Below are 26,318 nucleotides of genomic sequence, written 5' to 3' on the forward strand. Positions count from 1 at the left end.
TAGATGAAATTAAAGTGCTTGCTCTTATTCTTGTTGTTTTTCTACATGAATAAGAGCATTGCTTTTGATACTACAATCGTAACTCAATTGCTACATCGCATTGAGCAACTTCAAGTAAAAGAAGACGGCATTTTTCCGAAAGGACATTTTTCCTCTTACAGAACTTATGCACTTAATCAAGATCGACAAAAAGCTGATATTAATCCATTTTTTACTGGACTAATTGTTTTTACCTTAAATAGGGTTAAAGACAAACTTACCCCTTACCAACAAAAACTAGTTGAGCAGATTGCTTCAAATGCAGCGCCTTCTTTTGCAAAATTTAAAAATCGGAAGGGGAGAGATACGTATAATTTTTGGCCAACAGACACGGCACAAATTTTTCCGAATAGTGGTTGGATGAATCTTTTTAATAAGCAACAATCATTGCCAGATGATATGGATGATACTGCTATTATTCTATTGGCGTTAAACGCAGATAAACAAACAGCCTCAAATGTTCATTTCTTGATGCAAGAATATATTAATGGCGCAAAGGGGAAAATCAATAATACAATTGCTTCTATAAGTCATTTACCGGCATATTCAGTTTGGTTTGGTAAAAAAATGCCAGTTGATTTTGATATTTCTGTACTAAGCAATGTGCTCTATTTTGTTCAAGCATATAAACTGCCATTTACAAAAGCAGATTCATCAAGTATTCAAGTGATTGTAAATATTCTAGAAGAAAACAAACATATAACTGAACCAAGCGTTATTTCTCCCCATTATGGTAGTACAGAAATTATTTTATATCATCTCTCAAGATTAATGGCATTAAACCCTATACCAGCAATTGAAAATTTTAGACCTATTCTCGTTCAACAAACTCAAGAATTACAACAAAAAACACAATCATTCTTGAGCCAAGTACTTTTGTCATCCGCATTACTAAATTGGGGGATAAAGCCAAATGAAATAAATATTCAAAGCAATCAAAATTTAAAAGGATTAATTGAAGATGAATCATTTTCTTTTTTTATTGCGAATATGGCTTCTATATTACCCAGTCAACTAAAAAAAACTTTTACGGCAAGTTCTTTGGGTAAATTCAATTACTATTGCCCTGCCTTTAACAATGTACTCTTATTAGAGAATATTATTTTACATCAAAAATTGGTTAATTAATCTATCAGTTCTATGCCCGTAAATACCATCGCATATCAAAATATTATAAAAGAATTAATTAGTTCTAATACCATTTTAGTTGCTGTGAGCAAAACCAAGCCCAACGAAGACTTAATGGAATTATACGAATTAGGTCAAAGGGATTTTGGAGAAAACTATGTGCAAGAATTGGTAGACAAAGCGGCAAGTTTACCTAATGATATTCGCTGGCATTTTATTGGACATTTACAAAGCAATAAAGTAAAATACATTGCTCCATTTGTTCACTTGATTCATGGGGTGGATAGTTTAAAGTTGTTACAAGAAATTAATAAACAAGCATTCAAAAACAACCGGGTTATTGATTGTTTGTTACAAATTCATATTGCGGAAGAAGAAACCAAATTTGGATTAGACGAAACAGAGTTGGAGCAAATAATTGCCCAAATTGGTCAACTACCAAATGTAAGGATCTGCGGCTTAATGGGAATGGCTTCTTTTAGTGAGGATCAAATTAAAGTTCGCAATGAGTTTAAAAAACTAAACCACATTTTCAATCAAAACAAATCTTGGTTCATCAAACATTCAAGTAAAGAACCCATCTTATCAATGGGCATGAGTGGAGACTATGCGAAGGCTATTGAAGAGGGGAGTACGATGGTAAGAATTGGTAGTTTATTATTTGGGGCAAGAAATTATGCTCAATAAAAAAGCGAACCAACTGATTCGCTTTTTACTACTTCTATAAAGTTTCCTTTAGCCATTTAAAAAATTCACGCTGCCACACCATCCCATTTTGTGCAGTGGAGACCCAATGATTTTCACCAGGTAAATACAAAAGCTTGCTTTTTATTCCACGCAACTGTGCTGCTTGAAAAGCTTGTAATCCTTGTTCTATTGGCACCCTAAAGTCAATTCCGCCTTGTACAATCATGATGGGTGTATTCCATTTAGCAACATGATTAATTGGATTTTGAACTCCATACGTTTTTTGTGCTGCAGGGTTTTTATCCCAATATGGTCCGCCGTAATCAAAATTGACAAACCACAATTCTTCAGTAGTTCCATACATACTCTTGGTATCGAATATGCCATCGTGAGAAATGAATGTTTTGAAACGATTGTTGTGTAATCCAGCCAGCATGAATACAGAATACCCGCCATAACTTGCACCAACACATCCCAGTCTATTCTTGTCTACAAAAGGTTCTTTGCTGATTGCATCAATAGCCGATAAATAATCGTTCATTACTTGACCTCCATGGTCCTTACTAATTGATTCATTCCATTGAGTTCCATGACCAGGCATTCCTCTTCGGTTAGGGGCAACTACTATATATCCTTGAGAAGCCATTAACTGAAAATTCCATCTGAAAGAATAAAATTGGGTGAGTGGGCTTTGCGGTCCACCTTGACAATACAATAAGGTTGGATATTTTTTAGACGCATCAAAACCTGGGGGATAAATTACCCAAACCAGCATTTTTTTCCCGTCTGTGGTAGTCACCCATCTTCTTTCTGTTTTACATTTTGCAATGCTACTGTAAAAAGAATCATTCACATGCGTTAGCTGCTCCAATTGATTATTCTGCAAATTCAGTTTGTATAATTCTGAAGCAGTATTCATATCTGTTCTAGAAACAACTAAGCTATTCCCATTCTGTGCCACTATTCCTGTGATATCAAAATCTCCTGAAGTCAGTTGCTTGATTACAGGTAATATTTTAGTTAATCCCGGATTATTTACTTGGAATAATTGAAGTGTACCATTGATAGGTGCCCAAAAAAACAAGGAACGACCATCTTCACTCCATTTAAATCCCTCTACATGAATATCATCTCTATGTGCAGTAAGGTTAATGGGAAACTTGTCATTAACCAATACAATCAGGTCTTGCTTGTCTGCTTCAAATCCATCTCTTTTCATTTGCATCCATGCCAATACTCCTTGTGCATTAAACTGTGGAGCCAAATCGTACCCCTTGTTGTTGACAGTTAAATTTGTAGTAAGCGCGGTTTCAATATTGTATTGATATAAATCGGTATTGGTACTAACTGCATATTCGGTTCCGTATTTTTTCTTTGCTACATATACAATATGCTTGCCATCTGGGTGCCAAATAAAATCTTCATCCCCACCAAAAGGCTTGGTTGGGGCATCGTAGGGCTCATTGGGCATGATGTCTTTTCCTCGTAAAGATTTGCCATTAACATAAGGGGCTACAAATACATGGTTGTATTCGCCATCTTCCCAAGTATCCCAATGCCTATAGTTTAAAGAAGTATAAATGTATGCATCCGATTTGGGCAAGTCTGGATACAATTCTTTTCCGGCTACTTTATTAATTTTCACTTCATCTGAATACAAAATGAACTTACCGTCTGCTGATATTCGATCATTGGCAACCAAGTTTTCATTATTTGCTAATTCAATTGCTGTTCCTCCAGTTATTGGAACTTTAAATTTCTTGCGATTGTTCTTATTGGCTTCAATATCAGGAGTTGCAACAGAATAAATAATATACTGTTTGTCTTTACTAATCCCTATTGGGCTAACCCTTTGTACCTGCCATAATTTTTCTGGCGTCAGATTCTCTTGTGCTTGGGTAAGTAGCATACATCCCAAAGCTGCAAATACTAATATTTTTTTCATGCTTTATTTTTTGCCCGTTTTTGCATAATCCAATACTAGGTGTACAAATGCTTTCACTCCAACATCTAGTTTAGAATCATTAATCATAAAACCTGGCGTATGGTGATCCGGTGCGGTTTCAAAACTAGCAAACTGAGGATCTCTAGCCCCTAAGAAAAAATAAAATGCAGGGGCTTTGGTGCCAAAAAAGGAGAAATCTTCTGCACCAGTTACCCAATTTGTTAGCTTTACATTAGCTGCACCTCCAGCTGCAGTTTGCAAAGAGGGTAGGGTTCTTGCAACTAATTCAGGATCACTATAAGTAACCAAAGTTTTAGTATCAATCATTACTTCTGCTGTAGTTCCATTTGCTTCTGCAATATTTTTTGCAATCAATTTTATTTTTTCGTGTACATATTTTTGAACTTGATCATCTAGGGTTCTAATGGTTCCTTCCATGATGGCTTCTTCAGGAATAATATTAGATCTAACACCAGACTGAATTTTACCAACCGAAACGACCACTGGAGATTTAGTGATGTCGATATTTCTGCTTACAATGGTTTGTAATGCTTGAATAATTTCTGCGCTTACTACAATGGGATCAATAGCGTTCCAAGGGTATGCACCATGACTCTGTTTACCTTTCACTTTAATAGTAAACCAATCAGAAGAAGCCATAGTAGATCCTGGCTTATAAAAAATTTTACCTAGATCGTATTTTGAGTTGATATGAATACCAAATACTGCATCCACTTTAGGGTTATCCATTGCACCTTCTTTTATCATCAATGGTGCTCCTCCTTCTTCTGTTCCTGGAGGGCCTTCTTCTGCTGGTTGAAATAAGAATACCACCGTACCACTAATATCATTCTTGATTTTGCTTAAAACTTCTGCAGCACCTAATAACATGGCTACGTGAGAATCATGTCCACAAGCATGCATTACAGGTACAGTAGCCCCATTGTATTCTCCTTTGGCTTTTGACGCAAATGACAAACTGTTTCTTTCTTCTACAGGCAAGCCATCCATATCGGCCCTTAATGCAACAACTGGACCTGGCTTACCGCCCTTTAATATGCCAACAACACCTGTTTTTGCTACTATACGCGTACTAATACCAAAACTCTTCAACGTTTCTTCTACTTTTTTACATGTATTGAATTCTCGATTTCCTAATTCTGGAAACTCATGAAAATACCTACGCCAATTAATTACTTTGGCATTTTCATCTTTAAACAATTGTTCTAGGGTTGCCTGTGAGGGTTGCGCTACTACTGTTCCTGAAACCAGTAATAGGAAGGTGATCATTTTTTTCATAAGAGCAAATAGTTAAGAAATTCTAAGGTACTGAATACCTTTATTAAATTTAACGGAACTAAGAATATAAAACGAGATTCTGTTAAACTTAGTGTAACTTCAAAGAAACCGTAATACTTATGAAAAAAATCATCTATTTGCTAGCAGCAGCTATTGTTTTTAATTTTTCAACAGCAACTGCTTCATCCGTTGGAACCACAACCGGGGAAACCAATAAGTCTTCGGCAACAGCTAGTACATCAATAACCATGGACGATGCAGTAGTAACAGATGCCATGAGTCAATTTAAGAGTTTGTCAAGAGTAGACAGAAAAGCCAAATTAAAAGAAGTAAAAAGTTTAATGAAAGAGTACAAAGCCAATAAAGCTAGTGCTACACCCTCAACAGACAAAGTATTGTTGGCTATCTTAGCTATATTGCTTCCCCCTTTAGCTGTTTACTTGCATGAAGGAACTACCAATGGTACTTTTTGGATTAGCGTTTTACTTACTTTATTGTTTTGGATACCTGGTGTTATTTTTGCCCTGATAACTGTATTATAAATTACCTATGTTCTCCGTATACTTGGCGAAGTGTATCTGCTATTTCGCCAAGTGTACAATAGGTTTCAACTGCGTCTACCACCAACGGCATCAAGTTTTTTGTGCCCATTGCTGCAGATTTAATAGCTGCTAAACATTGATCTATCTTTGCTTGGTCTCTTTTATATTTCAATTCAGTCAACTTTGCTGTTTGGAGTTGACGAATACTATCGTCAATTTTAAAACCAGGCACCGGATTTTCTTTATCAATGGTAAACTTATTTACCCCAACAATAATCTTATCACCGCATTCAATATTTCGCTGATATTCAAATGCACTTCGGGCAATTTCATCCTGCATAAAACCTTGTTCAATGGCACTTACACTACCACCCATTGCAGTTATTTTATTCATTAGTTCCCAAGCTTTGTTCTCTACTTCTGAAGTAAGCGATTCCACAAAATAACTGCCTGCTAATGGATCAACTGTATCAGGTGCTCCACTTTCAAAAGCAACAATCTGCTGGGTTCTTAATGCAATTCTAGCCGCTTCTTCTGTTGGCAAACTTAAGGCTTCATCATAGCCATTGGTGTGTAAGCTTTGTGTACCTCCAAGCACTGCAGCAAGTGTTTGAATAGTTACCCTGCTGATATTATTTAAAGGTTGCTGAGCCGTTAATGTGGCACCCCCAGTTTGAGTATGAAAACGCAACATCATTGCTTTTTCATCTGTTGCTCCTAATTCTTTCATAATTCGTGCCCACATTTTTCGGGCAGCACGAAACTTGGCTACTTCCTCAAATAAATTATTGTGTGCATTAAAAAAGAAGGACAACCTTTTTCCAAATACGTTGATGTCTAAACCCTTTGCCAGCGCAGCTTCCACGTATGCTTTGCCATTACTTAATGTAAAAGCTATTTCTTGAACAGCTGTACTGCCTGCCTCGCGAATATGATAACCAGAAATAGATATCGTATTCCATTTAGGTAAAGAAGTACTGCACCATTCAAATATATCGGTGATAATTCTCATGGAAGGTTTAGGTGGATAAATATATGTTCCTCTTGCTGCGTACTCTTTTAAAATATCATTTTGAATAGTTCCAGCAATCTTATTTAAATCGGCCCCCTGTTTTTTTGCTAATGCAACATACATGGCCAATAAAATAAAACCAGTTGCATTAATGGTCATTGAAGTACTTACTTGTTCCAATTGAATCCCTTTAAACAACAACTCCATGTCTTCTAAACTATCTATAGCAACACCTACTTTACCTACTTCACCCTCTGATAAAGCATGATCGCTATCATACCCAATTTGAGTAGGTAAATCAAAAGCTACACTTAGCCCCATTACACCTTGACTTAATAAATAATGGTAACGTTTATTGCTCTCTTCTGCAGTAGAAAACCCAGCATATTGTCGCATCGTCCATAACTTACCCCTATACATATCGGGTTGAACCCCTCTAGTATAAGGAAACGCTCCCGGCATTTCTTCGTTCAATTGCAATTTTGATAGGTCTTCAGCTGTGTAACAAGCTTTTATTTCAATTCCACTATCGGTCATTTTTTTTGCTGGCATGTTTCTCGTTTTATTTTACAACAATTGCTTTACTTCATAACTCAATGCTTCCGACACCAATTCATGTAAAGCTGCTGAAGGATTGGCAACCAAGTATTGCATAATGGCTTTTTGCAAATCTAATCCAGATGCATTAGAAGGCAATTGCAGCCCAATTTGGTTGATGATTTGTAAATTTTTTTCTTTCAAATTTTTAACCGCCTTCCAAGACGCAGGGCTGATATACATTTGCTGGGTTACGTTAAAATCAAATTCCTCCCGTATAATTTTAGTATACATTATTTGAAGTTCAGCAGCTGAGATGGCATTTGCGGCATTTCTATTGATTAAGTTAGGCAAAGCAATTCTATCGGTCAACAATAGAAGGCGTTCGTAAGCTTGCAATGGCAGCGGACTGTTTGCCTTACTTTGTTGCTTTTCATAAATGACCAGCCTGCGTTGTAAGTAAATTAAATACCCTGCCATAGAAGCAATAAAAACAGCCACTATTACCGTAATTAACACCGAATTATCCATTCTCTAGATTCTTTATACAAAGGTAGGGGATGAACAAGGAATTCCTTCTATCGTAAACCTAAAGAGACGAGGGTTCAGGCAAAATGGTAACTTTGTACCTTAAATATTGAATATGGAAACAGCAATTACAACTCAAATTCCAGTAACCTTCACTGAGGGGGCAATTGTAGAAATTAAGCGATTAATGGCTGAACCCAACTTTGACACTACACAACGTTTAAGAGTGGGCGTAAAAGGGGGCGGATGCAGTGGTATGACTTATGTGTTGGGTTTTGATCAAACCGAAAAAGAAGATGAATTATTTGAAATTGAAGGAATACCATGTATCATGAATAAAAGCCATAGCCTTTACTTATATGGCATGGAAATAGATTGGCAGGGTGGCCTTAATAGCAGGGGTTTTACTTTTAGTAATCCAAACGCCAGCAAAACTTGCGGCTGTGGAACTTCATTTGCTGTTTAAGTCAAAATCAACCGCTTCAAATTATTTGCGGTTATAATCCCCATTCAAAATTGAATTAAAATAAAAATGCCCCAATTTACATTGAGGCATTTTTTATTAAATAACTAATAGCTTATTTAGTTTTTGTACCCAAGGCTCTTCCTTTACCGAAATCTACTAGGAAAGGAGCTGCAACAAATATTGAAGAATAGGTACCAGTAGCCACCCCAATCAACATTGCAAATGCAAATCCTCTGGTTACTTCACCGCCAAATATGAATAAAATCAAGATGGTTAAGAACACCGTAACAGAAGTCATAATGGTTCTGCTTAAAGTTTCGTTGATTGCTCTATTAATGATGGTAGCATTAGGCGATCCCTTCATCATTGCGCTGTCTTCTCTAATACGGTCGTAAACAATAACGGTATCGTTCATAGAGAAACCTATAACTGTAAGTATTGCCGCAATAAAGTGCTGATCAATTTCTAATGGGAATGGAACAAAATCCTTTAAGAAACTAAATACAATCAAGGTTACAAATACGTCGTGCATTAACGCAACAATGGATCCCAAAGAATATCTCCAATCGCGGAAACGTATGAAGATGTACAAGCAAATTACAATTACTGCAAACAAAGTAGCTTTGGTTGCACCTGCTTTTAAATCATCAGAAATGGTAGGTAATACTGTTTGTGATCCTTGTTTGTAAGAATTTTCAAATGTATCAAAACTAGTTCCAGCAGGTAAGTATTTAGTTAACCCTTCATATAACTTGCGTTCTACTTCAGCATCAATATTATTACCCATTTCCTTAATCTTATAAGAAGTAGTAATATTTACCTGGTTCTTAACGTCAACAGTTTTAATAATTGGCGCTTCTCCAAACACCGTTTTTAAATCTTGGCGAATCATTTCTGGATCAACCGCTTTGTCAAACTTAACCGTGTAACTTCTACCACCAGCAAATTCTACTCCTTCATCAAAACCATGGAAAAAAGAGGCAATACCCATTACAAAGATTACTGCAGATAGCATGTATGCATACTTTCTGTATTCAATAAACTTGAAGTTGGCATGGTTAAAGACTTTTCTTGAAATACCCGTAAAATATTCAAAGTGTCTGTTCTTGTTGGTATACCAATCTGAAATTAAACGAGATACTAAGATTCCACAGAACAATGATAATAAGATACCAATGATTTGTGTGGTTGCAAACCCTAGCACAGGGCCTAAACCAAAGTAAGCAAGAATAATAGCTGTTAATAGGGTGGTGATATGACCATCTAATACAGGAGCAAGAGATCGCTTATAGCCTTCATTCACTGCTGCAGAATAGTTTTTACCCTTAGTTAACTCCTCTTTAATACGCTCGAAAATGATTACGTTGGTATCTACTGCCATACCAATGGTTAGTACCAAACCTGCAATACCAGGAGCAGTTAACGTAAATCCTAAAGCACTCAATACGCCTATGGTAAATAATAGGTTTAAGATCAATGCAATATTTGCAACCCATCCACCAGTGTTAAAATACAATAACATCAAGGCAAAAATGACCAAGAACGAAATACCAAAAGACAAAGCACCACCTTTGATAGATTCGCTTCCCAAAGTTGGCCCTACTGTTTGGCTCTGTACTATTTTAGCAGGAGCAGGTAATTTACCACTCTCTAAAATTTCAGATAAATCTTGTGCTTCTTTAATAGTGTAGTTTCCACTTATTTGTGAATTACCAGTAGTAATAGGATCATTCACGTTAGGAGCAGAGTAAACAAAATTATCTAATACAATTGCAATAGGCTTACCCACATTTCTGGTGGTCATTTTAGCCCATATATTAGAACCAACTTTGTCCATATTCATTTTGATAGCAATTCTACCACGCTCATCATAGTCTTGAGAAGCGCCCGCAATACGGTCGCCCTCTAATTCTGCCTGACCATTGTCTAATGTTTTGATTGCATATAAAGTAAGAATGTCTTTTGCTTTAGGATCGTCTAATTCTGCTTTACCATACATGAATACTAAGTTAGAAGGGAACTTGCTTTTTACAGATTCCATTGCTAAGTAATCATTTAAAGTACCAGTGTCTTTTGATTGAATATATCCTAAGGCTGCAGGATATACAGGACGACCATTTTCTGCTTGATAAGGTTGTGTCAATTGCATCAAACGAAGAATAGGATTCTCCGTTGCTTTAATAGCTGCAGAATCTGTTTTAGCTGTAGTTGCTTTATTTGCCAACGCAGAAATAGTAGCAGTTTTGCTGGTATCTCCTTTAGGCTGAACCACAGCGGTAGCTTTAGTTGTATCTACAACTGTTGCTACTTTATCGGCACCTGTTAAATAATCTTGAACTGCTTTATCTGCAGCAACAATACCTGACTGAACATCTTTGTTTTCCCAAGTATACACTTCAAAGAATTGAAGATTGGCAGTAGATTGTAAGTAATTTCTTACACGATCCTTATCGTTTACACCAGCCAATTCAATATTGATTCTACCTTTAGCTGGATCTGGATTGATGTTGTTTGATGATACCCCGAAACGATCAATTCTAGTTCTTAAAATTCTGAAAGTATTATTGAAAGCCGCTTCTGCCTGCTTCCTAAGGTAGTCTTCTACTTTAGCATTTGAATCTTCAATTTTTACCGCACTAGCACTTTTTGTTGTGAAGAATGGAGCTAATTTTCCATCTGGGCTTACTTTGCTATACTCTGCTAAAAACAAAGTAATCAAGTCTGCTCCACTGTTTGCTTTTCTTTCAACAGCAGCATCCAATGCTTTGTTGAAATTGGCATCTTTGGTAAAATTGCTTAATGATTTAATTAAACCATCTAAGCCAACTTCCATGGTTACACTCATACCACCTTGTAAGTCTAGACCCAACATCAACTCTTTTTCTTTGGCACTACGGTAAGTAGTTAATCCAAAAGCCAATTTGGTGTCTTTGGTACTGTCTAACAAACGAAGTAATCGGGTTTTCTTTAGGTCTTCTAAAGAATCGGTGTAAGCAGCTTGCAATTCCTTGTTGCCAGGGTATTGCTGTTCTGCAGTTGGGAAACGTTTTAACCACTCTGTGGCTTTCTTTTCCATTGCAGTTTCATGGCTATTTACAAACCAAGTGAATGATAACTGGTAAAGACAAATTAATGTAAGTGCTATGGCAAAAAAACGCACTAAACCTTTCAGTTGCATATTAGTAACGGTTTACGAAGTTTTATTCCTGATTTTTTCAGGACGGCAAAGATAGGGGAATGAGTGATTAATTCACAGTAACATCAAAGTAAAGAGGGGTATTAGGTGGAATTGCGCCTCTACCCACGCAGGAATAAGCCAATGCCGATGGGATAATTAAGCGGATTCTGCCACCTCTCTTAACCAATGGAATACCTATTTTCCAGCCTTCTATCACTTGATTTAGCCCAAAAGTTGCAGGGGTAGCATTGGCTTCAAATGTAACGCCATTAAGGTATTTACCTGTATAAATGGCAGAAACAGTGGATGCAGCGTCTAATGTGGCACCGGTACCAAGATTAATAATTTGATATAATAAACCACTAGGATGTTCGGTATAATTGATACTATTATCTGTGCAAAATTTAACCATGGCATCTTTTTCAGCAGCAACCGCAACCGGGGTACAGCCGGTATCCTGGGTTTTTCCACAAGACAAAACAGCAAAAGTGATCAATAAACCCAAAGCAATCAGTGATTTTTTCATTCTCAGTTTTCTTTTTAAGACGCAGAACTATTGTTTATGGCTGCATCATTGGTAGTTAATTTTTGTTTTTTGGCTAAAATTTCATGAAAACGTTGGTCATTCATTTCCCATTTAAACCTACGATACATAAAAGCGATAAATATAGATATGCCTAAAATGGCCATAAAAAGCACAAATGCACTCATTTTACTATTGGCTTCCATTGTAGCACGCTTATACCATCCCGATAAAATAAAAGCAAGCACAACAACACCTATAGCGAAACCTGAAGAAAGCCCGAACATAAAAGCTTTTCGGCTGCTTTTTTCTTTTTCACTATTCAATTGCCAGTAGGCAAAAAATGCTTCGTCGTCCATTTGCATGGAGCAAAATTAGGTCAGTTTAAGCTAAAAATCGTAGATTACCTTAGCCACTTGTATTAATTATTCCATTATGAATTTAAGAAAGATTACTGCGCCTCTTTATGTGGTTGTATTGTTGGTTCATTGTTATTTGCTTTGGATAGAACAACTAGAAATAGCAAGAATAACCAAAATTCTATTGATGCCATTATTGCTTTTGTATTTAGCTGAAGCGTTGGCGCCATCTTTAATAAAATTGAAATTGTCTAAAGCCTTGGTAGCTTCTGCTTTTTTAGCTTCATGGGGAGGTGATATATTTTTAATATACGATGGAAATCTATTTTTTATTGCAGGGATGCTTTGCTTTATGGCGGCACATTTTTGTTATATTATATTATTTATAAATATACAGCCATTTAAAATAAGCAAAGCTTTTTTACCCATTACAGGGGGAATTGTGGTGCTTGTTATGGGGGCAATCATTCTGAACCATTTAGCGCCAAAGTTGGGAGATTTATTTTTACCTGTTTTAGTATACATGATTGTAATTGCAACCATGTTTGCTAGCGCAATAATGATTTCTTGTAATGCAGGTACCAAACAGTTTGGTGTAAATTATTTTGTTCCGGGTGCTGCATTGTTTGTTTTGTCTGATTCTATTTTGTCTTTGAATATTTTTGCATACAAGAATGTTTTCTTAGGTGTGATTGTAATGCTAACTTATGGTTTTGCTCAGTTTCTTTTAGCTAAGGGTTTTAAAAATTACTTGTTGAACAAATAGCCATTTCTTTATGTATCTGTTATTTTTGCAGATGAAATTTTTTGCAACCTTCTTGACAATCCTATTATTGTCTATAAAAGTTCAATCACAGGAAGTACCAACTACTTCAAATCATACTATTAAGATTGTAGTTAGAGAAGCCGAAGAGAAAAAGCCTTTGGCAGGAGCAACAGTGATGATCCCATCGTTAAAAAAAACCTTAGTAGCAGATAGCAACGGAGCTGCTTTATTTACACAAATACCTGCCGGGAAATATACATTCAAGATCAGTTTTGTTGGATACGAAAATCAAGAAATTGTCATTAATCTGCCTCAAAAAAACGACTACTTTGAAATTTTATTGAGTCATGAAGAAGAGCATGAAGAGGAAGAAGTGATTGTTACATCAACCAGAATGAGTAGATCAATTGCAGATATTGCAACAAGGGTTGAAACCATTTCAGGAGAAGAATTAACAGAGAAAGGAAATATGAAACCGGGCGATATTAGAATGTTATTAAATGAGAGTACCGGTATTCAAACACAACAAACATCTGCTACTTCTTATAATTCAAGTATTCGTATTCAAGGGTTAGATGGAAGGTATACACAAATACTCCGTGACGGATTCCCTTTGTATGCAGGCTTTTCAGGTGGATTGAGTTTAATGCAAGTGGCACCATTAGACTTAAAGCAAATTGAAGTGATCAAAGGATCTAGTTCTACTTTATATGGTGGTGGCGCAATTGCTGGCTTGGTTAATTTAGTTTCTAAAACTCCCACGAAAGAAAAAGAATTGAGCTTTTTAGCCAATGCAACTACTGCAGGTGGTTTAGATTTAAGCGGATTTTATAGTGAACAATTCAGTAAAGTAGGGATTACTTTTTTTGGATCAAGAAATACTTCCAATGCTTACGATCCTGCTGGTATAGGGCTAACAGCCATTCCTAAATTTGAGCGTTACACGATTCACCCTAGATTATTTTTTTCTGGGAATAAAACCAAAGCAAATTTTGGTTTGAATTATATTACTGAGAAGAGGCTAGGAGGTAGTATGGATTATATTAAGAATGGCAGTTTAGGTTATTTTGAAAACAATCAAACCAATAGATTGACTTCTCAATTTCAATTGACACATCAAATAAACGAGCAATCTAATTTCGTATTTAAAAACAGCTATAGCCGATTCAACAGATCCATTCAAATTCCTGCCTATGAATTTAAAGGACTTCAACAAACCAGCTTTTCTGAAGCTACCTATCAATACAAAGCAACAAAACATGATTGGATTATTGGCACCAATTTTATTACCGATCATTTTAAAGAATTAAATACAACAGTTGCTAATTCTAGAGATTATCAATTCAATACATGGGGAATATTTATTCAAAATACTTGGAAAGCAAGCGAAATACTGAGCATTGAAACAGGACTAAGAGGAGATTATGTAAAACAATTTGGATTTGAATTGCTTCCAAGAATAGCAGCCATTTTAAAAGCCAATGCACAATTAACCTTAAGATTAGGCGGCGGAATGGGCTATAAAACACCTACTGTATTTAATGAAGAAGCAGAAAAATTACATTTTCGAAATATAAGACCAATTGATCAATTGATTTCAATCAATGAGCGTTCTGTTGGAGGAAATTTTGATATTAATTTTCGTACAAGATTAGGAGAAATAGGGTTCGCAGTTAATCAATTATTTTTTTATACTAGATTAAATTCCCCCTTGGTATTAGTAAATAGTGGAACAAGTTCATCTTTTGTAAACGCAAACGGTTTTATCAGTACCAAAGGAATGGAAACCAATCTGAGATTGAGTTACGAAGACTTCAAACTATTTATAGGCTATACTTATGCAGATGTTAATACTCAATTCAACAATGTAAAAAACTGGTTTCCATTAACGTCCAGACACCGAGTTAATAATGTATTGATGTATGAAAAAGAAGGTAAATTCAAAATTGGTGCTGAAGCTTATTATTTTAGTCCTCAACAATTAAGTGATGGTGCAATGGGAAAATCATATTGGATTTTTGGATTAATGGCCGAAAAAATCTGGAATAATTTCTCCTTATTTATCAATTTTGAAAATTTTACCGATACCAGACAAACCAAATTCGACACCATTTATTCTGGTTCAATTAACAACCCAATGTTTAGAGACATTTATGCCCCAGTGGATGGTTTTGTAATAAATGGAGGCCTCAAATTGAGATTATAAAAAAGCCCCACCTGAAAATCAGGTGAGGCAATATAACTATTGACTGAAATAGTATTAGTAACCCATTCCACCCATATCAGGAGCACCACCGTGCGCATGAGGAGCTTCAGGCTTTGGCTTATCAGCAATTACACACTCTGTTGTTAACAACATCGCAGCAATTGATGCAGCATTCTCTAAGGCAACACGAGTTACTTTGGTAGGATCAATTACACCTGCTTTAAACAAGTTCTCGTAAACTTCAGTACGAGCATTGAAACCAAAATCGCCCTTTCCTTCTTTTATTTTTTGAACCACAATAGAACCTTCGATTCCGCTGTTGATTACAATTTGACGCAATGGCTCTTCAATTGCTCTTTTCACAATTTGAATACCAGTTAATTCGTCTTCATTAGCACCTTTCAACTTCTCTAAGCTTTCTACTGCGCGAATGTAGGCAACACCACCACCTGGTACAATACCTTCTTCAACTGCAGCTCTTGTAGCGTGTAAAGCATCGTCTACACGGTCTTTCTTTTCCTTCATTTCAACTTCAGTTGCAGCACCTACATAAAGCACCGCTACACCACCGCTTAATTTAGCTAAGCGCTCTTGTAATTTTTCGCGATCGTAGTCTGAAGTGGTATTCTCTACCTGAGCTTTAATTTGGTTAACTCTTGCAGTAATATCTGCTTTTTTACCTTTACCACCTACAACAATAGTGTTATCCTTGTCAATAGTGATAGAAGCAGCTTGTCCTAAATAAGTAAGGTCTGCATTTTCTAATTTGAAGCCTTGCTCTTCGCTAATTACAGTACCTGCAGTTAGGATAGCAATATCAGTTAACATTTCTTTTCTACGGTCACCAAAACCTGGCGCTTTAACAGCAGCCACTTTAATGGTACCACGTAATTTATTCACCACTAGTGTAGCCAATGCTTCTCCTTCTAAATCTTCAGCAATAATTACCAAAGGACGACCAGTTTGAGCCACTTTCTCTAGGATATGTAAAATATCTTTCATAGCGCTGATCTTCTTATCGTAGATCAAGATGTATGGATTCTGCATTTCAGCTTCCATTTTTTCGCTATTGGTTACAAAGTAAGGAGAAATATAACCACGGTCGAATTGCATACCTTCAACTACATCAACAGTTGTATCGGTTCCTTTTGCTTCTTCAACAGTAATAACACCTTCTTTACCCACTTTAGCCATTGCAGTTGCAATTAACTTACCAATTTCGCTATCACTATTAGCAGAAATGGTAGCTACTTGCTCAATTTTTTTAGAGTCGTTGCCTACTGCTTGAGATTGTGCTCTTAAGCTATCAACCACTTTAGCAACTGCTTTATCAATACCACGCTTTAAATCCATTGGATTAGCACCAGCAGCTACGTTCTTTAAGCCTTCGCTAATGATTGCTTGTGCCAATACAGTTGCAGTTGTAGTTCCGTCTCCTGCAATATCCGCAGTTTTAGAAGCTACTTCCTTAACCATTTGCGCACCCATGTTTTCAATTGCATCTTCTAATTCAATTTCTTTTGCAACAGAAACACCATCCTTAGTTACTGAAGGTGCACCAAATTTTTTCTCAATAACCACATTGCGACCTTTAGGTCCTAATGTAACTTTAACAGCGTTGGCAAGGGTGTCAACGCCTTTCTTCATTTTATTTCTAGCTTCAATATCAAAGAAAATTTGCTTAGCCATATTTGTAGTTTTACAATTTTAGAAATGATAATAATTAAAGAATCGCCAACAGATCACTTTCTCTCATGATCAACAAGTCTTGTCCTTCAATTTGAACTTCAGTACCAGCATACTTGCCATACAATACAGTGTCACCTACTTTTACGGTCATTGGCTCATCTGTTTTACCTTTTCCAGCAGCAACGATTACACCACGTTGTGGCTTTTCTTTTGCAGTATCAGGGATAATGATTCCACCGGCTGTTTTTTCTTCAGCAGCAGCAGGCTTTACAAGAACTCTGTCGTGCAGAGGAGTAACGTTGATTTTCTTAGCCATACGTTATTGATTTTGGTTAGTTGTTTAAAATTTACTGTGAGAAAGCTATAATTATGCCAGAGCGTCATTTCAGCCAATTTTTCAGTTAATGGTATCAAAGGGGGAGCTAAAACGCTGTTGTTGACAGAATTATCTAGTTAAGAAAGAGTTGACTTATAGCAAGAGTGCCAAAATTTCACCGATAACTACAATTATCAAATCATAATAAACGATAAATCCCTACCTTCGCGCTGCTCAAAAAAAGTTCTTGTTTAATGATCAGCAGAAGAAATATCCGCGTAAAAGTAATGCAGTTGCTCTATATGATTGAAGCCGCGGATTCTACGAATACGTTTCAACATCCCGTTCAAACTCTAGAGAAACAAATGGATAAAAGCAGGGAACTTTTTGTTTACCTGATTTATTTTATTGCAGAAGTAGCACGTTATGCAGAAACCAGTGCACAAAAAAGGGCTTCTAAAAACCTTCCTAGCAGGGCAGACCTCAATGTAAATATCAAAATTGCAGGCAACGATTTTATTTGGAATCTCTTAGAGAATAAGGGATACCAACAATGTTTAGAAAAAGATCATCCTGAAAAAATGTTGGATAAAGAACTGGTAAGTAAAGTGTATAAAGCCTTATCAGAAAATGCTGTCTACCAAATTTATATAACAGAAGATAGTAGAGATAAGAGTAAAGAGAGAGAGATTATTAAATTGATATTCAGCGAGTTAATGCTTCCTAATGAGAATTTCATTTCACATATTGAAGAGCATTTTAACAATTGGGACGACGACGCAGAAATGATGGAGCAATTGGTTTTAACCTATATACAAAAGCCCAAATCGGTTCAATTTAATGAAATTATGAGCCCCGATAAATGGGAGTTTGCAAAAACATTACTAAAAACCGCTATAGATAAAAAAGAATATTGTGCTGAATTAATCAAGCCAAAATTAAAAAACTGGGATGCAGAGCGAATTGCTCAATTAGATATGGTATTGATGCGTATGGGCTTATGTGAACTCTTGTATTTTGACACTATTCCTACCAAAGTGACCATTAACGAATACATAGACTTAGCAAAAGAATACAGTACTGCGCAAAGTGGACAGTTCGTAAATGGAATTTTAGATAATATTCACAAAGAATTGGTAGCAGAGGGCAAGATTCAGAAAGTAAGTTTCAAGTAATTCCTTTTAATTTGCAAATCATTTAAACAGAGAATATATGTTATTGAACGCGTTGACTATTTTAGCTGCCGACCCTAAGCAGGGTGGTACTGTACAATTGATTATGATGGGTGCCATTATTTTGGTATTCTGGTTGTTCATGATTAGACCGCAAGCAAAAAAAGCAAAAGAGCAAAAGAAGTTTATTGATAATTTATCAAAGGGCGATAAAATTGTCACCATTGCTGGAATTCACGGTATCGTAAACAAGATTAACGAAGACGGAACCCTGCAGTTAGAAGTAACTCCTGGAAGCTATTTAAAGATTGAAAAATCTGCCTTGAGCATGGAGTGGACAGCTGCTATTAACAAGCCCGTTGTAGAAGAGAAAAAATAAATTGATTACTGGGCTTTCCAGTAGCTACCAATTATACCTTAATTTTATATCCTGCAAGCCCCAAACTTGCAGGATTTTTTATGCTTAGTATAGGACTAACAGGAGGAATTGGAAGTGGCAAATCGATAGTGGCTCAAATATTCAGAACACTGGGTATTCCTGTATTAGACGCAGACGCATTGGCCAAAAAAATCATGCAGGAGAACAAAGAAGTAAAAACCCAAATAATTACTGCATTTGGGGAAGAATCTTACAATCAACAGGGTTTAAACCGATCGTATATTGCCAATATAGTTTTTAAAGACCCTTTTCAATTACAAGTACTGAATTCCATTGTACACCCCGCCACCATTGAAGCGGGGAAAATATGGGCCTCACAACAAAATGCACCTTATACCATTAAAGAAGCAGCTTTGTTTTTTGAATCTGGTTCTTCTGAAGGGATGGATATGATTGTTGGTGTTTATGCTCCTGATGCCTTGCGAATTCAGCGTGTGATGCAAAGAGACCAAATAAATAGAGAAGAAGTATTAAACAGAATGAATCATCAAATAAGTCAAAGCATTAAAATGAAGCTTTGCGATAAAGTCATTATTAACGATGAGCAATCTTTATTGATACCGCAGGTTTTGCAATTGCATAATGAATTAACTACTTATTAATTAAATAACACCATCGCTTTAATTTTCCCTCAAAATCAAAAGGAGTAGTAGCTTTGGTTATATCTTTTATTTGGGTAGAATGAATTGCTGCCGTATCTAATTGAAACCGCACAAAATTGGTACTGAAATACAATTGACCCTCTGGAGCTAGCGCTGCTAAAACATCATTAATCAGCTCTGCATGGTCTCGCTGTATATCAAGTATATCTTTCATTCGTTTACTATTGCTGAACGTTGGCGGATCCATAATAACCAAGTCAAAACTATTGGGTTGCAGTGTTTTTAGGTATTGCTTAACGTCGGCGTGAATAAATTGATAAGCTTTCTTATCCTTAAATAAATTAATAGTCATATTGTCTTCTGCCCAAGCCAAATAGGTCTTAGATAAATCTACTGAAGTTACGCTAGAAGCTCCGCCAGCAGCTGCATAAACTGAAAAAGAACCTGTATAACAAAATAGATTCAATACCCTTTTATTGGCACATGTAGACTTAACCATTTTACGAGTGATGCGATGATCTAAAAACAAGCCTGTATCTAAATAGTCGGTTAGGTTTACCAAAAATTTTAGCCCATCTTCTATTACAGTGCTGTATTCTTTTTCGGTGCTTATTTTTTCGTATTGTTCATCTTTATGGCTCATTCTTTTGCGCAGTTTAAAATTCATGCGCTCAATTGGAATGCCTACAATATCTGAGATAATAGCTTTGCATTCTTCCATCCATGCATCGTGCACTTCGTCTTCCATACCATGCCTTCGCAAGTATTCAGCAATATATAATTGATCTTCGTACAACTCAATACTAAAAGGGAATTCAGGTAAATCATGGTCGTAAATTCGATAACATAAAATATTTTGTCTACGGGCCAATTTACTTTTGTGCTTAACAACTTTGCTCAGCCTGTTTCTAAACATTTCTGCCTTTACCGGATCAATCATATGCCCTGTTTATAATACGAAGGTACAAGCCATTTATCCATAATGTAAACTTTGAACCTTCATTTCAATTATATTTATAACCTAAAGCTTGCACATGAAAAAACTTTTCCTGATGGCTTGTTTTTTGCCCCTGATAGGACAAATAAAAGCACAACAGTATCCAACATTACAAGAACAACAAAACCGACTAACGCAGTTGGTAAAAAACAACCCAAAATGGGTATCTATCCAATCTTTGGCCAAAACTAGTGGCGGTAAAGATATATGGGTAGTAACATTGGGAACTGGTAAAACCGAAACCAAACCAGCTATTGCTGTGGTGGGTGGAGTAGAAGGCACTCATTTACTAGGCACCGAATTAGTGATTCAATTTGCAGAGAAACTATTGAAGCAAATTGACAAAGACAGCGTGCAAAAATTATTAACCGAGAACACATATTATTTGTTTCCCAATATGAGCCCTGATGCCATGGAAACCTATTTTAGTAATCTCACATTTGAGCGATTGGGCAATGCCAATAACACCGATGACGACAGAGATGGCAAAACAAATGAAGATGCGTTTGATGATTTAGACGGGAATGGAAAAATTACCATGATGCGTGTAGAAAGTCCTGTGGGCATATATAAACTTCATCCCGACGACCCTAGAGTCTTAATTAAAGCGGATATTTCTAAAGGAGAAAAAGGAAAATACTTGTTACTATCCGAAGGAATAGACAATGATAAGGATGGGCAATTTAATGAAGATGGGGTTGGTGGAATCCATTTCAATAAAAACCTGACTTATAAGCATAAAACATTTGCAGCAGGTGCCGGTGAATTTCCAGCAAGTGAAATAGAAACAAGAGCCCTCCTCGATTTCTTGTATGATGCATTCAATGTTTATGCAGTGGTTAGTTTTAGCAGTTTAAATAATTTGAGTGCAAATGATGATAAAATAACAACCGTAGTAAGTGAATTGTATAATAAAACGATGGGGGCTAAAGATGCCCCAAAGCCAACTGCAGAAGGAGGAGATTTCATGAGTTGGGCTTACCAACATTATGGTCGTTTTAGTTTCAGCACCCCTGGCTGGTGGGTTCCCAAAGCCAAGCCAGATACGGCAAAGAAAGAAAAAGCATTTACTGTAGAAGATGCCACAGCTAATTATTTAAGATGGAGTGCACAGCAAGGATTAAATCATTTTACTGATTGGAAAACCGTACAACATCCCGACTTCCCCAATCAAGTAGTGCAAGTTGGAGGCGTAGATCCCTACGTAATGATTAATCCTCCATATAAAATGGTGGATAGTATTGCCTCAAAACATACAATGTTTTTAACCAAGTTGGTGAATTTAAAACCACAAGTAGTTATTCAAAAAGTAGAAACCCAAAGATTGAGTAATGGCTTAACCAAGATTACAATTGATGTATCAAATGCTGGAATGCTACCTACACATAGCAAATTTGCTGACCGAAATTATTTTGTAAAACGATTGAAGGTTGCCTTACAATTAAACGACAAACAACAATTGATTGGAGGCAAAAAATTAGAGCTACTCAACAATATGGAACCACATACTATGCAACAATTCAGCTGGATTGTAAAAGGCACTGGAAGTATTACTGTTGAGGCCGGCTCACCTGCTATTGGCTTAACTACTAAAGCCATTTCGTTACAATAAAAATTCAATCATGAAAAAAATATATTCTTTTTCGATAGCACTTATATTGAGTATAAGCTTGATGGCTCAAGAAGCCAATCAGGTTTTTAAAGCTGCTGGAACCCCTGTTAATCCTAAGGTGCAGGCAAGCTGGAACCGTTATTATGATCATGCAGGAATTACCGCTCTCTGTAAAAAAATTGCAGCAGCTTATCCTGATTTAGCCAAATTAACTTCTTTAGGAAAGTCTTATGCAGGCAGAGATTTGTGGTGTTTAACCATTACCGATTTTAAAAAGGGAAATGAATTGCAAAAGCCAGGCATGTACATTGATGGCAATATTCACTCAAATGAAATTCAAGGAGCCGAATTCGCTTTATATACAGCTTGGTATTTAACGGAGAGTTTTGGCGATACAAAATTCATTCAAGAATTATTAACCGATAAAGTATTCTATATTGTTCCTAGCATTAACCCAGATGGAAGAGATAGTTATATGCACCAGCCCAACACTGCTAGTTCCCCTAGATCTGGTGTTAAGCCTGTAGACAATGATGGTGATGGATTAGTAAACGAAGATTGGTACGATGATTTAGACGGCGACGGGCATATTACCATGATGCGTAGAAAAAATGTTAATGGTCGATATAAATTAGATCCACGTGATCCTAGAAATATGGTGATGGTAGGTGCAGATGAACAGGGGGATTATGAACTCCTTGGTATGGAAGGCATAGACAATGATGGTGACGGCCGCGTAAATGAAGATGGCTATGCATTTGAGTACGATCCCAACAGAGATTGGGGTTGGGGATGGCAGCCAAATTATATTCAAAATGGTGCCTATAAATATCCATTCTCTATACCTGAGAACAGAGCGATAATGGAGTTTGTAATGAAACACCCCAATATTGCTGCAGCACAGTCTTATCATAATGCAGGCGGAATGATATTAAGAGGACCTGGTGCTTCTGCTGATGTTACTACTTACAATTCACAAGATGTGGCTATTTATGATGCCATTGCCAAAAAAGGAGAGGAGTTGATGCCTGGCTATAAATACTTAGTGGTATATAAAGATTTGTATTCTGCGTACGGGGGAGAACTAGATTGGTTTTATGCAGGAAGAGGCATTTATACCTATTCGAATGAATTGTGGACTCCGTATTTAATGTTCATGAAAGAGAGTACTAGAAGCCCTTTTGACAATAGCTCTTATAATTTTGACAAGTACTTATTGTTTAAAGATGGATTTGTAGATTGGAAAGAATACGATCATCCACAATATGGCAAAGTAGAGATTGGTGGATTTAAAAAGAACTTTGGAAGAGCTCATCCCGGATTTTTATTAGAATCTGATGCGCACAGAAATATGGCATTTAGCATATATCATAGTTACCATACACCTAAATTATCTGTTTCAGAAATTAAAGAAAAGGATTTAGGAGGTGGATTAACAGAAGTAACTGCTGTAATAGCCAATGAAAGATTGATGCCTACGCATAGCAGTCAAGATGTAAAGAATAAAATAGAAAGGCCAGATTATATTACTTTGAATTCCACTGCTAAAATAGTAGCTGGAATGATTATGACCGATAAAGATTTGAATCTTTCTAAAATTCAAAAAAACAATCCAAGTACTATTGAAGTAGACAATATACCTGGGTTAGGAACTGTAACAGTTAAATGGATTGTTGAAGGCAAAGGAAAATACACGGTGAATGTAGACAGCAAAAAAGGAGGAATAGCTACCAACGCTAAATAGCTAATAAAAAAATGCTTTATAACACAAACGGCTGGCACTTTTAAAGTTCCAGCCGTTTGTATTTAAATAAACGAGATTAGGAGAGTTTGCCGAGCGCATTAGCAATTCTATCCCAAGCTTTTTCAATATTGGACATGCTATTAGCAAAAGAAAAACGAACGCAATTGGGTTCTCCAAACGCATCTCCCATTACCGAACTTACATGGGCGGTATTTAACAAATACATACTAAAATCAGCAGCATTTTTAATAGTTTCTATTCCATTCGATTTGCCATAATAATAACTTACATCAGGAAATACATAGAAAGCGCCTTCTGGTGCAAAACATTTAAACCCTGAAATAGCATTAACCAATTCTAAGGTCTTTGTTCTTCTTCTTGTAAACTCTTCTGTCATTTCAATAGAGGGCTTCAAATCTCCTGTAAGAGCTGCCACCGCTGCTTTCTGTGCAATAGAACAAGTACCACTGGTAAACTGTCCTTGTAATTTTTCACATGCTTTAGATATGGTTGCATTAGCAGCAATATAACCTAAACGCCATCCGGTCATAGCAAAGCCTTTACTCAACCCATTAATAATTACTACTTGATTTTTTATGCTTTCAAATTGTGCAATGCTTTCGTGCTTGCCCATAAAATTGATGTATTCATAAATTTCATCGGAAAGGATAGTTATTCCTGGATGCTTTTCAAATACTTTTACCAAGGCTTCCAACTCATCCTTACTGTACACTGCACCCGATGGGTTACAGGGTGAAGAAAACATAAATACTTTTGTTTTTGGAGTGATTGCTGCCTCCAATTCTGCAGCTGTTGTTTTGAATTTATTTTCTACAGTGGTTCTAATTTCAACTACTTTACCACGAGCAATTTTTACCAACTCAGAATAAGTAACCCAATAAGGAGTGGGAATAATAACTTCATCGCCTTCGTCTACCAATGCTAAAATTGAATTGGCTAAACTTTGCTTAGCGCCAGTAGACACCACTATATGCTCTGGTTTATAGTTTAAGTTATTATCACGTTTTAATTTTGTACAAACCGCTTCTCTTAAATCTAAAAAACCAGGCACAGGGGTATAATGACTCCAGTTATCATTAATTGCTTTAATAGCTGCATCTTTAATATGTTGTGGCGTATCAAAATCGGGTTCGCCCAAACTTAAATCAATCACATCTATTCCTTGGGCACGCAATTCACGACCCAGTTTAGCCATTTTAAGTGTTTCTGGCTCACTAAACCTGTTCAATAAAGAAGACAATTCCATTCAGAAAAATTTAAGACGACAATTTACTTAATTATGGGCAATTTGCCCTTGCGCTGTAATTCTTGTTGATAAATGGCAATACCCAAGTCGCGCATAAAAGGGAATCCTAATGTATCGTATTCATATTGATCATCATTATAAATACCGTCTGTATTACAAGAAATCACTGCACTAAGCAAGAATTCAATATTGTTAACAGGATCTGTTATGTAAGCAATATCTAATAGAAAACCATATGCATCACCTACCTTATTATAAATTTTCACATTAGGAAACAAGGTGGTTCTTTCAGAACCTTGTAACAGAAATTTACAGTAAGTATCATAATAATAACTTGAATCATAAAACGGAGACTCCGACTCTCTGGGATACATGCTCATGAATTTTTTTACAAAATCATAATCATCATTAGTTAAGTTAAAACGTTTTTTACGAGGAAATTGCTCCGGAAAAATAACTGATTGTAAAATATGATGTAAGTCTTGTAAATAGATTCTGTTCTTATTTAAAAAAGAAAATGGTTCATTAATAATTTTTCCACCTTTCATGTAACCTTTACCCAGTAACACATTGGTAGCTTCAAACACTGCATTACTTTTAATAGCGGGTTGCTCATAAATTAAGTTACCTGCAGTGTCATAAAATTTCACAGGATTGGTAATGGCTTGTTGTTCTACAGTTCTACTCAATTGAAGTCTATGGCGAATAATTACATCTGGATAACCTTTCTCTTTCAGTTTACGCTGAATATACTCTTGACCTAAAAACTCATACAATCGATTGAATGCATCATTATCGCTTACTAAAAATATTTGTTTGATGTAATTCTCAATAGTGGGTGCGCCATCATTTGCATTGGGTTGATTATACACGTGGTCTTGAGAAGCTGCAGCACTATCAGTAATCATAATGCTATTACGGGTAAGTCCGTTAATACCTAATTCATTAATTTTTTCCAAGGCTAACAATGCAATGGGCATTTTAACCGTACTGGCAGGATAGAAATATTCCTGATTATTCAAACGATAACCAAAATCTTTAAAAGAAGGCTTATTTCTTTTATTTCTGTTGATTTGAGTATAAATAATTTGTACCCTAAAACTGTCTGGATTGCTGGTAATACGTTTAAAATATTGGGGATTGTTTTTAAGTACTTGATGAAGAGGGGATTGAGGGTCGAATATTTGCCCATTGACCATAATAGTAAAAGTACATATAAGGGTTACTAAAAAGAGATGCTTCATTTACCAAACTTAATGAAAATT

Annotated in this window: 23 protein-coding genes; 11 read left to right on the forward strand and 12 right to left on the reverse strand. The window is 36.2% G+C overall.

Annotated elements, in window-relative coordinates; translation table 11 throughout:
* Positions 1-3 precede the first annotated feature (3 nt).
* Both Q8S25_RS08250 and Q8S25_RS08255 read left to right on the forward strand, forming a co-directional pair.
* Complete coding sequence (locus tag Q8S25_RS08250) at positions 4-1,167, forward strand: hypothetical protein (RefSeq protein ID WP_305536649.1); 1,164 nt, start codon at positions 4-6, stop codon at positions 1,165-1,167.
* A gap of 12 nt (positions 1,168-1,179) precedes the next feature.
* Positions 1,180-1,854: a YggS family pyridoxal phosphate-dependent enzyme gene (locus Q8S25_RS08255; RefSeq protein WP_305536651.1), complete on the forward strand. Its 675-nt coding sequence runs from the start codon at positions 1,180-1,182 to the stop codon at positions 1,852-1,854.
* Positions 1,855-1,888: 34 nt separating this feature from the next.
* Here Q8S25_RS08255 and Q8S25_RS08260 read toward each other — a convergent pair whose 3' ends face one another.
* Together Q8S25_RS08260 and Q8S25_RS08265 are read right to left on the reverse strand one after the other, a co-directional pair.
* Positions 1,889-3,799 carry a S9 family peptidase gene (locus tag Q8S25_RS08260; protein ID WP_305536653.1) on the reverse strand — a complete coding sequence of 637 codons (1,911 nt, stop codon included), beginning with the start codon at positions 3,797-3,799 and terminating at the stop codon, positions 1,889-1,891.
* A gap of 3 nt (positions 3,800-3,802) precedes the next feature.
* Positions 3,803-5,098, reverse strand: coding sequence for an amidohydrolase (locus Q8S25_RS08265; protein WP_305536655.1), 1,296 nt, complete (start codon positions 5,096-5,098; stop codon positions 3,803-3,805).
* Positions 5,099-5,217: 119 nt separating this feature from the next.
* Between Q8S25_RS08265 and Q8S25_RS08270 the strand changes: the two genes are divergently transcribed.
* Complete coding sequence (locus Q8S25_RS08270) at positions 5,218-5,640, forward strand: YqaE/Pmp3 family membrane protein (RefSeq protein ID WP_305536656.1); 423 nt, start codon at positions 5,218-5,220, stop codon at positions 5,638-5,640.
* A 1-nt stretch (position 5,641) separates the two neighbouring features.
* On the opposite strand, the gene Q8S25_RS08275 is transcribed toward Q8S25_RS08270, so the two are convergent.
* Together Q8S25_RS08275 and Q8S25_RS08280 are read right to left on the reverse strand one after the other, a co-directional pair.
* Positions 5,642-7,204, reverse strand: coding sequence for a methylmalonyl-CoA mutase (locus Q8S25_RS08275; protein ID WP_305536658.1), 1,563 nt, complete (start codon positions 7,202-7,204; stop codon positions 5,642-5,644).
* Between the two features lie 15 nt (positions 7,205-7,219).
* Positions 7,220-7,720: a hypothetical protein gene (locus Q8S25_RS08280; RefSeq protein WP_305536660.1), complete on the reverse strand. Its 501-nt coding sequence runs from the start codon at positions 7,718-7,720 to the stop codon at positions 7,220-7,222.
* A gap of 112 nt (positions 7,721-7,832) precedes the next feature.
* On the opposite strand from Q8S25_RS08280, the gene Q8S25_RS08285 reads away from it, so the two are divergent.
* Positions 7,833-8,183 carry an iron-sulfur cluster assembly accessory protein gene (locus tag Q8S25_RS08285; protein WP_305536662.1) on the forward strand — a complete coding sequence of 117 codons (351 nt, stop codon included), beginning with the start codon at positions 7,833-7,835 and terminating at the stop codon, positions 8,181-8,183.
* Between the two features lie 112 nt (positions 8,184-8,295).
* On the opposite strand, the gene secDF is transcribed toward Q8S25_RS08285, so the two are convergent.
* The 3 genes from secDF to Q8S25_RS08300 form a co-directional block, all read right to left on the reverse strand.
* The gene (gene secDF / locus Q8S25_RS08290) at positions 8,296-11,361 is read right to left on the reverse strand and encodes a protein translocase subunit SecDF (protein ID WP_305536664.1); all 3,066 of its coding nucleotides are present in this window, start codon (positions 11,359-11,361) and stop codon (positions 8,296-8,298) included.
* A gap of 67 nt (positions 11,362-11,428) precedes the next feature.
* Entirely contained in the window at positions 11,429-11,887 is a 459-nt protein-coding gene (locus Q8S25_RS08295) for an FKBP-type peptidyl-prolyl cis-trans isomerase (protein ID WP_305536666.1), read from the reverse strand.
* Positions 11,888-11,901: 14 nt separating this feature from the next.
* Positions 11,902-12,249 carry a hypothetical protein gene (locus tag Q8S25_RS08300; protein ID WP_305536668.1) on the reverse strand — a complete coding sequence of 116 codons (348 nt, stop codon included), beginning with the start codon at positions 12,247-12,249 and terminating at the stop codon, positions 11,902-11,904.
* A gap of 70 nt (positions 12,250-12,319) precedes the next feature.
* Here Q8S25_RS08300 and Q8S25_RS08305 point away from each other — a divergent pair, with 70 nt between their 5' ends.
* Positions 12,320-13,009, forward strand: coding sequence for a lysoplasmalogenase (locus tag Q8S25_RS08305; RefSeq protein ID WP_305536670.1), 690 nt, complete (start codon positions 12,320-12,322; stop codon positions 13,007-13,009).
* 31 nt (positions 13,010-13,040) lie between these two features.
* A complete protein-coding gene (locus Q8S25_RS08310; protein ID WP_305536672.1) occupies positions 13,041-15,215 on the forward strand; it encodes a TonB-dependent receptor in 2,175 nt (724 codons plus the stop codon).
* A gap of 54 nt (positions 15,216-15,269) precedes the next feature.
* On the opposite strand, the gene groL is transcribed toward Q8S25_RS08310, so the two are convergent.
* The gene (gene groL, locus Q8S25_RS08315; RefSeq protein WP_295189899.1) at positions 15,270-16,904 is read right to left on the reverse strand and encodes a chaperonin GroEL; all 1,635 of its coding nucleotides are present in this window, start codon (positions 16,902-16,904) and stop codon (positions 15,270-15,272) included.
* Positions 16,905-16,938: 34 nt separating this feature from the next.
* Positions 16,939-17,220, reverse strand: coding sequence for a co-chaperone GroES (gene groES / locus Q8S25_RS08320; RefSeq protein WP_349254898.1), 282 nt, complete (start codon positions 17,218-17,220; stop codon positions 16,939-16,941).
* Positions 17,221-17,474: 254 nt separating this feature from the next.
* Here groES and nusB point away from each other — a divergent pair, with 254 nt between their 5' ends.
* The 3 genes from nusB to coaE all read left to right on the forward strand — a co-directional run bounded on the left by nusB (position 17,475) and on the right by coaE (position 19,433).
* A complete protein-coding gene (nusB, locus tag Q8S25_RS08325; RefSeq protein ID WP_305536675.1) occupies positions 17,475-18,395 on the forward strand; it encodes a transcription antitermination factor NusB in 921 nt (306 codons plus the stop codon).
* 37 nt (positions 18,396-18,432) lie between these two features.
* The gene (gene yajC, locus Q8S25_RS08330; RefSeq protein ID WP_305536677.1) at positions 18,433-18,771 is read left to right on the forward strand and encodes a preprotein translocase subunit YajC; all 339 of its coding nucleotides are present in this window, start codon (positions 18,433-18,435) and stop codon (positions 18,769-18,771) included.
* Positions 18,772-18,851: 80 nt separating this feature from the next.
* The gene (gene coaE, locus Q8S25_RS08335) at positions 18,852-19,433 is read left to right on the forward strand and encodes a dephospho-CoA kinase (protein ID WP_305536679.1); all 582 of its coding nucleotides are present in this window, start codon (positions 18,852-18,854) and stop codon (positions 19,431-19,433) included.
* Here coaE and Q8S25_RS08340 read toward each other — a convergent pair.
* Positions 19,423-20,373 (reverse strand): class I SAM-dependent methyltransferase, encoded by a 951-nt coding sequence (locus Q8S25_RS08340; RefSeq protein ID WP_305536681.1) that lies wholly within the window; start codon positions 20,371-20,373, stop codon positions 19,423-19,425. The genes coaE and Q8S25_RS08340 overlap by 11 nt on opposite strands.
* A 94-nt stretch (positions 20,374-20,467) precedes the next feature.
* Between Q8S25_RS08340 and Q8S25_RS08345 the strand changes: the two genes are divergently transcribed.
* Entirely contained in the window at positions 20,468-22,042 is a 1,575-nt protein-coding gene (locus Q8S25_RS08345; RefSeq protein ID WP_305536683.1) for a M14 family metallopeptidase, read from the forward strand.
* Between the two features lie 10 nt (positions 22,043-22,052).
* Positions 22,053-23,786, forward strand: coding sequence for a M14 family metallopeptidase (locus Q8S25_RS08350; RefSeq protein ID WP_305536685.1), 1,734 nt, complete (start codon positions 22,053-22,055; stop codon positions 23,784-23,786).
* A 76-nt stretch (positions 23,787-23,862) separates the two neighbouring features.
* Here the strand turns inward: Q8S25_RS08350 and Q8S25_RS08355 are convergent, their stop codons facing one another.
* Entirely contained in the window at positions 23,863-25,053 is a 1,191-nt protein-coding gene (locus tag Q8S25_RS08355; RefSeq protein WP_305536687.1) for a pyridoxal phosphate-dependent aminotransferase, read from the reverse strand.
* 23 nt (positions 25,054-25,076) lie between these two features.
* Entirely contained in the window at positions 25,077-26,297 is a 1,221-nt protein-coding gene (locus Q8S25_RS08360; RefSeq protein ID WP_305536689.1) for a serine hydrolase, read from the reverse strand.
* Positions 26,298-26,318: the final 21 nt, after the last annotated feature.

The sequence above is a fragment of the Sediminibacterium sp. genome, from assembly GCF_030695065.1.
GTDB lineage: Bacteria > Bacteroidota > Bacteroidia > Chitinophagales > Chitinophagaceae > Sediminibacterium.

Bases quoted from the DNA above. Each gene is read 5' to 3' on its own strand.
- Q8S25_RS08250 (WP_305536649.1), top strand. From the start codon at position 4: ATGAAATTAAAGTGCTTGCTCTTATTCTTGTTGTTTTTCTACATGAAT.
- Q8S25_RS08255 (WP_305536651.1), top strand. From the start codon at position 1,180: ATGCCCGTAAATACCATCGCATATCAAAATATTATAAAAGAATTAATT.
- Q8S25_RS08260 (WP_305536653.1), bottom strand. From the start codon at position 3,799: ATGAAAAAAATATTAGTATTTGCAGCTTTGGGATGTATGCTACTTACC.
- Q8S25_RS08265 (WP_305536655.1), bottom strand. From the start codon at position 5,098: ATGAAAAAAATGATCACCTTCCTATTACTGGTTTCAGGAACAGTAGTA.
- Q8S25_RS08270 (WP_305536656.1), top strand. From the start codon at position 5,218: ATGAAAAAAATCATCTATTTGCTAGCAGCAGCTATTGTTTTTAATTTT.
- Q8S25_RS08275 (WP_305536658.1), bottom strand. From the start codon at position 7,204: ATGCCAGCAAAAAAAATGACCGATAGTGGAATTGAAATAAAAGCTTGT.
- Q8S25_RS08280 (WP_305536660.1), bottom strand. From the start codon at position 7,720: ATGGATAATTCGGTGTTAATTACGGTAATAGTGGCTGTTTTTATTGCT.
- Q8S25_RS08285 (WP_305536662.1), top strand. From the start codon at position 7,833: ATGGAAACAGCAATTACAACTCAAATTCCAGTAACCTTCACTGAGGGG.
- secDF (WP_305536664.1), bottom strand. From the start codon at position 11,361: ATGCAACTGAAAGGTTTAGTGCGTTTTTTTGCCATAGCACTTACATTA.
- Q8S25_RS08295 (WP_305536666.1), bottom strand. From the start codon at position 11,887: ATGAAAAAATCACTGATTGCTTTGGGTTTATTGATCACTTTTGCTGTT.
- Q8S25_RS08300 (WP_305536668.1), bottom strand. From the start codon at position 12,249: ATGCAAATGGACGACGAAGCATTTTTTGCCTACTGGCAATTGAATAGT.
- Q8S25_RS08305 (WP_305536670.1), top strand. From the start codon at position 12,320: ATGAATTTAAGAAAGATTACTGCGCCTCTTTATGTGGTTGTATTGTTG.
- Q8S25_RS08310 (WP_305536672.1), top strand. From the start codon at position 13,041: ATGAAATTTTTTGCAACCTTCTTGACAATCCTATTATTGTCTATAAAA.
- groL (WP_295189899.1), bottom strand. From the start codon at position 16,904: ATGGCTAAGCAAATTTTCTTTGATATTGAAGCTAGAAATAAAATGAAG.
- groES (WP_349254898.1), bottom strand. From the start codon at position 17,220: ATGGCTAAGAAAATCAACGTTACTCCTCTGCACGACAGAGTTCTTGTA.
- nusB (WP_305536675.1), top strand. From the start codon at position 17,475: ATGATCAGCAGAAGAAATATCCGCGTAAAAGTAATGCAGTTGCTCTAT.
- yajC (WP_305536677.1), top strand. From the start codon at position 18,433: ATGTTATTGAACGCGTTGACTATTTTAGCTGCCGACCCTAAGCAGGGT.
- coaE (WP_305536679.1), top strand. From the start codon at position 18,852: ATGCTTAGTATAGGACTAACAGGAGGAATTGGAAGTGGCAAATCGATA.
- Q8S25_RS08340 (WP_305536681.1), bottom strand. From the start codon at position 20,373: ATGATTGATCCGGTAAAGGCAGAAATGTTTAGAAACAGGCTGAGCAAA.
- Q8S25_RS08345 (WP_305536683.1), top strand. From the start codon at position 20,468: ATGAAAAAACTTTTCCTGATGGCTTGTTTTTTGCCCCTGATAGGACAA.
- Q8S25_RS08350 (WP_305536685.1), top strand. From the start codon at position 22,053: ATGAAAAAAATATATTCTTTTTCGATAGCACTTATATTGAGTATAAGC.
- Q8S25_RS08355 (WP_305536687.1), bottom strand. From the start codon at position 25,053: ATGGAATTGTCTTCTTTATTGAACAGGTTTAGTGAGCCAGAAACACTT.
- Q8S25_RS08360 (WP_305536689.1), bottom strand. From the start codon at position 26,297: ATGAAGCATCTCTTTTTAGTAACCCTTATATGTACTTTTACTATTATG.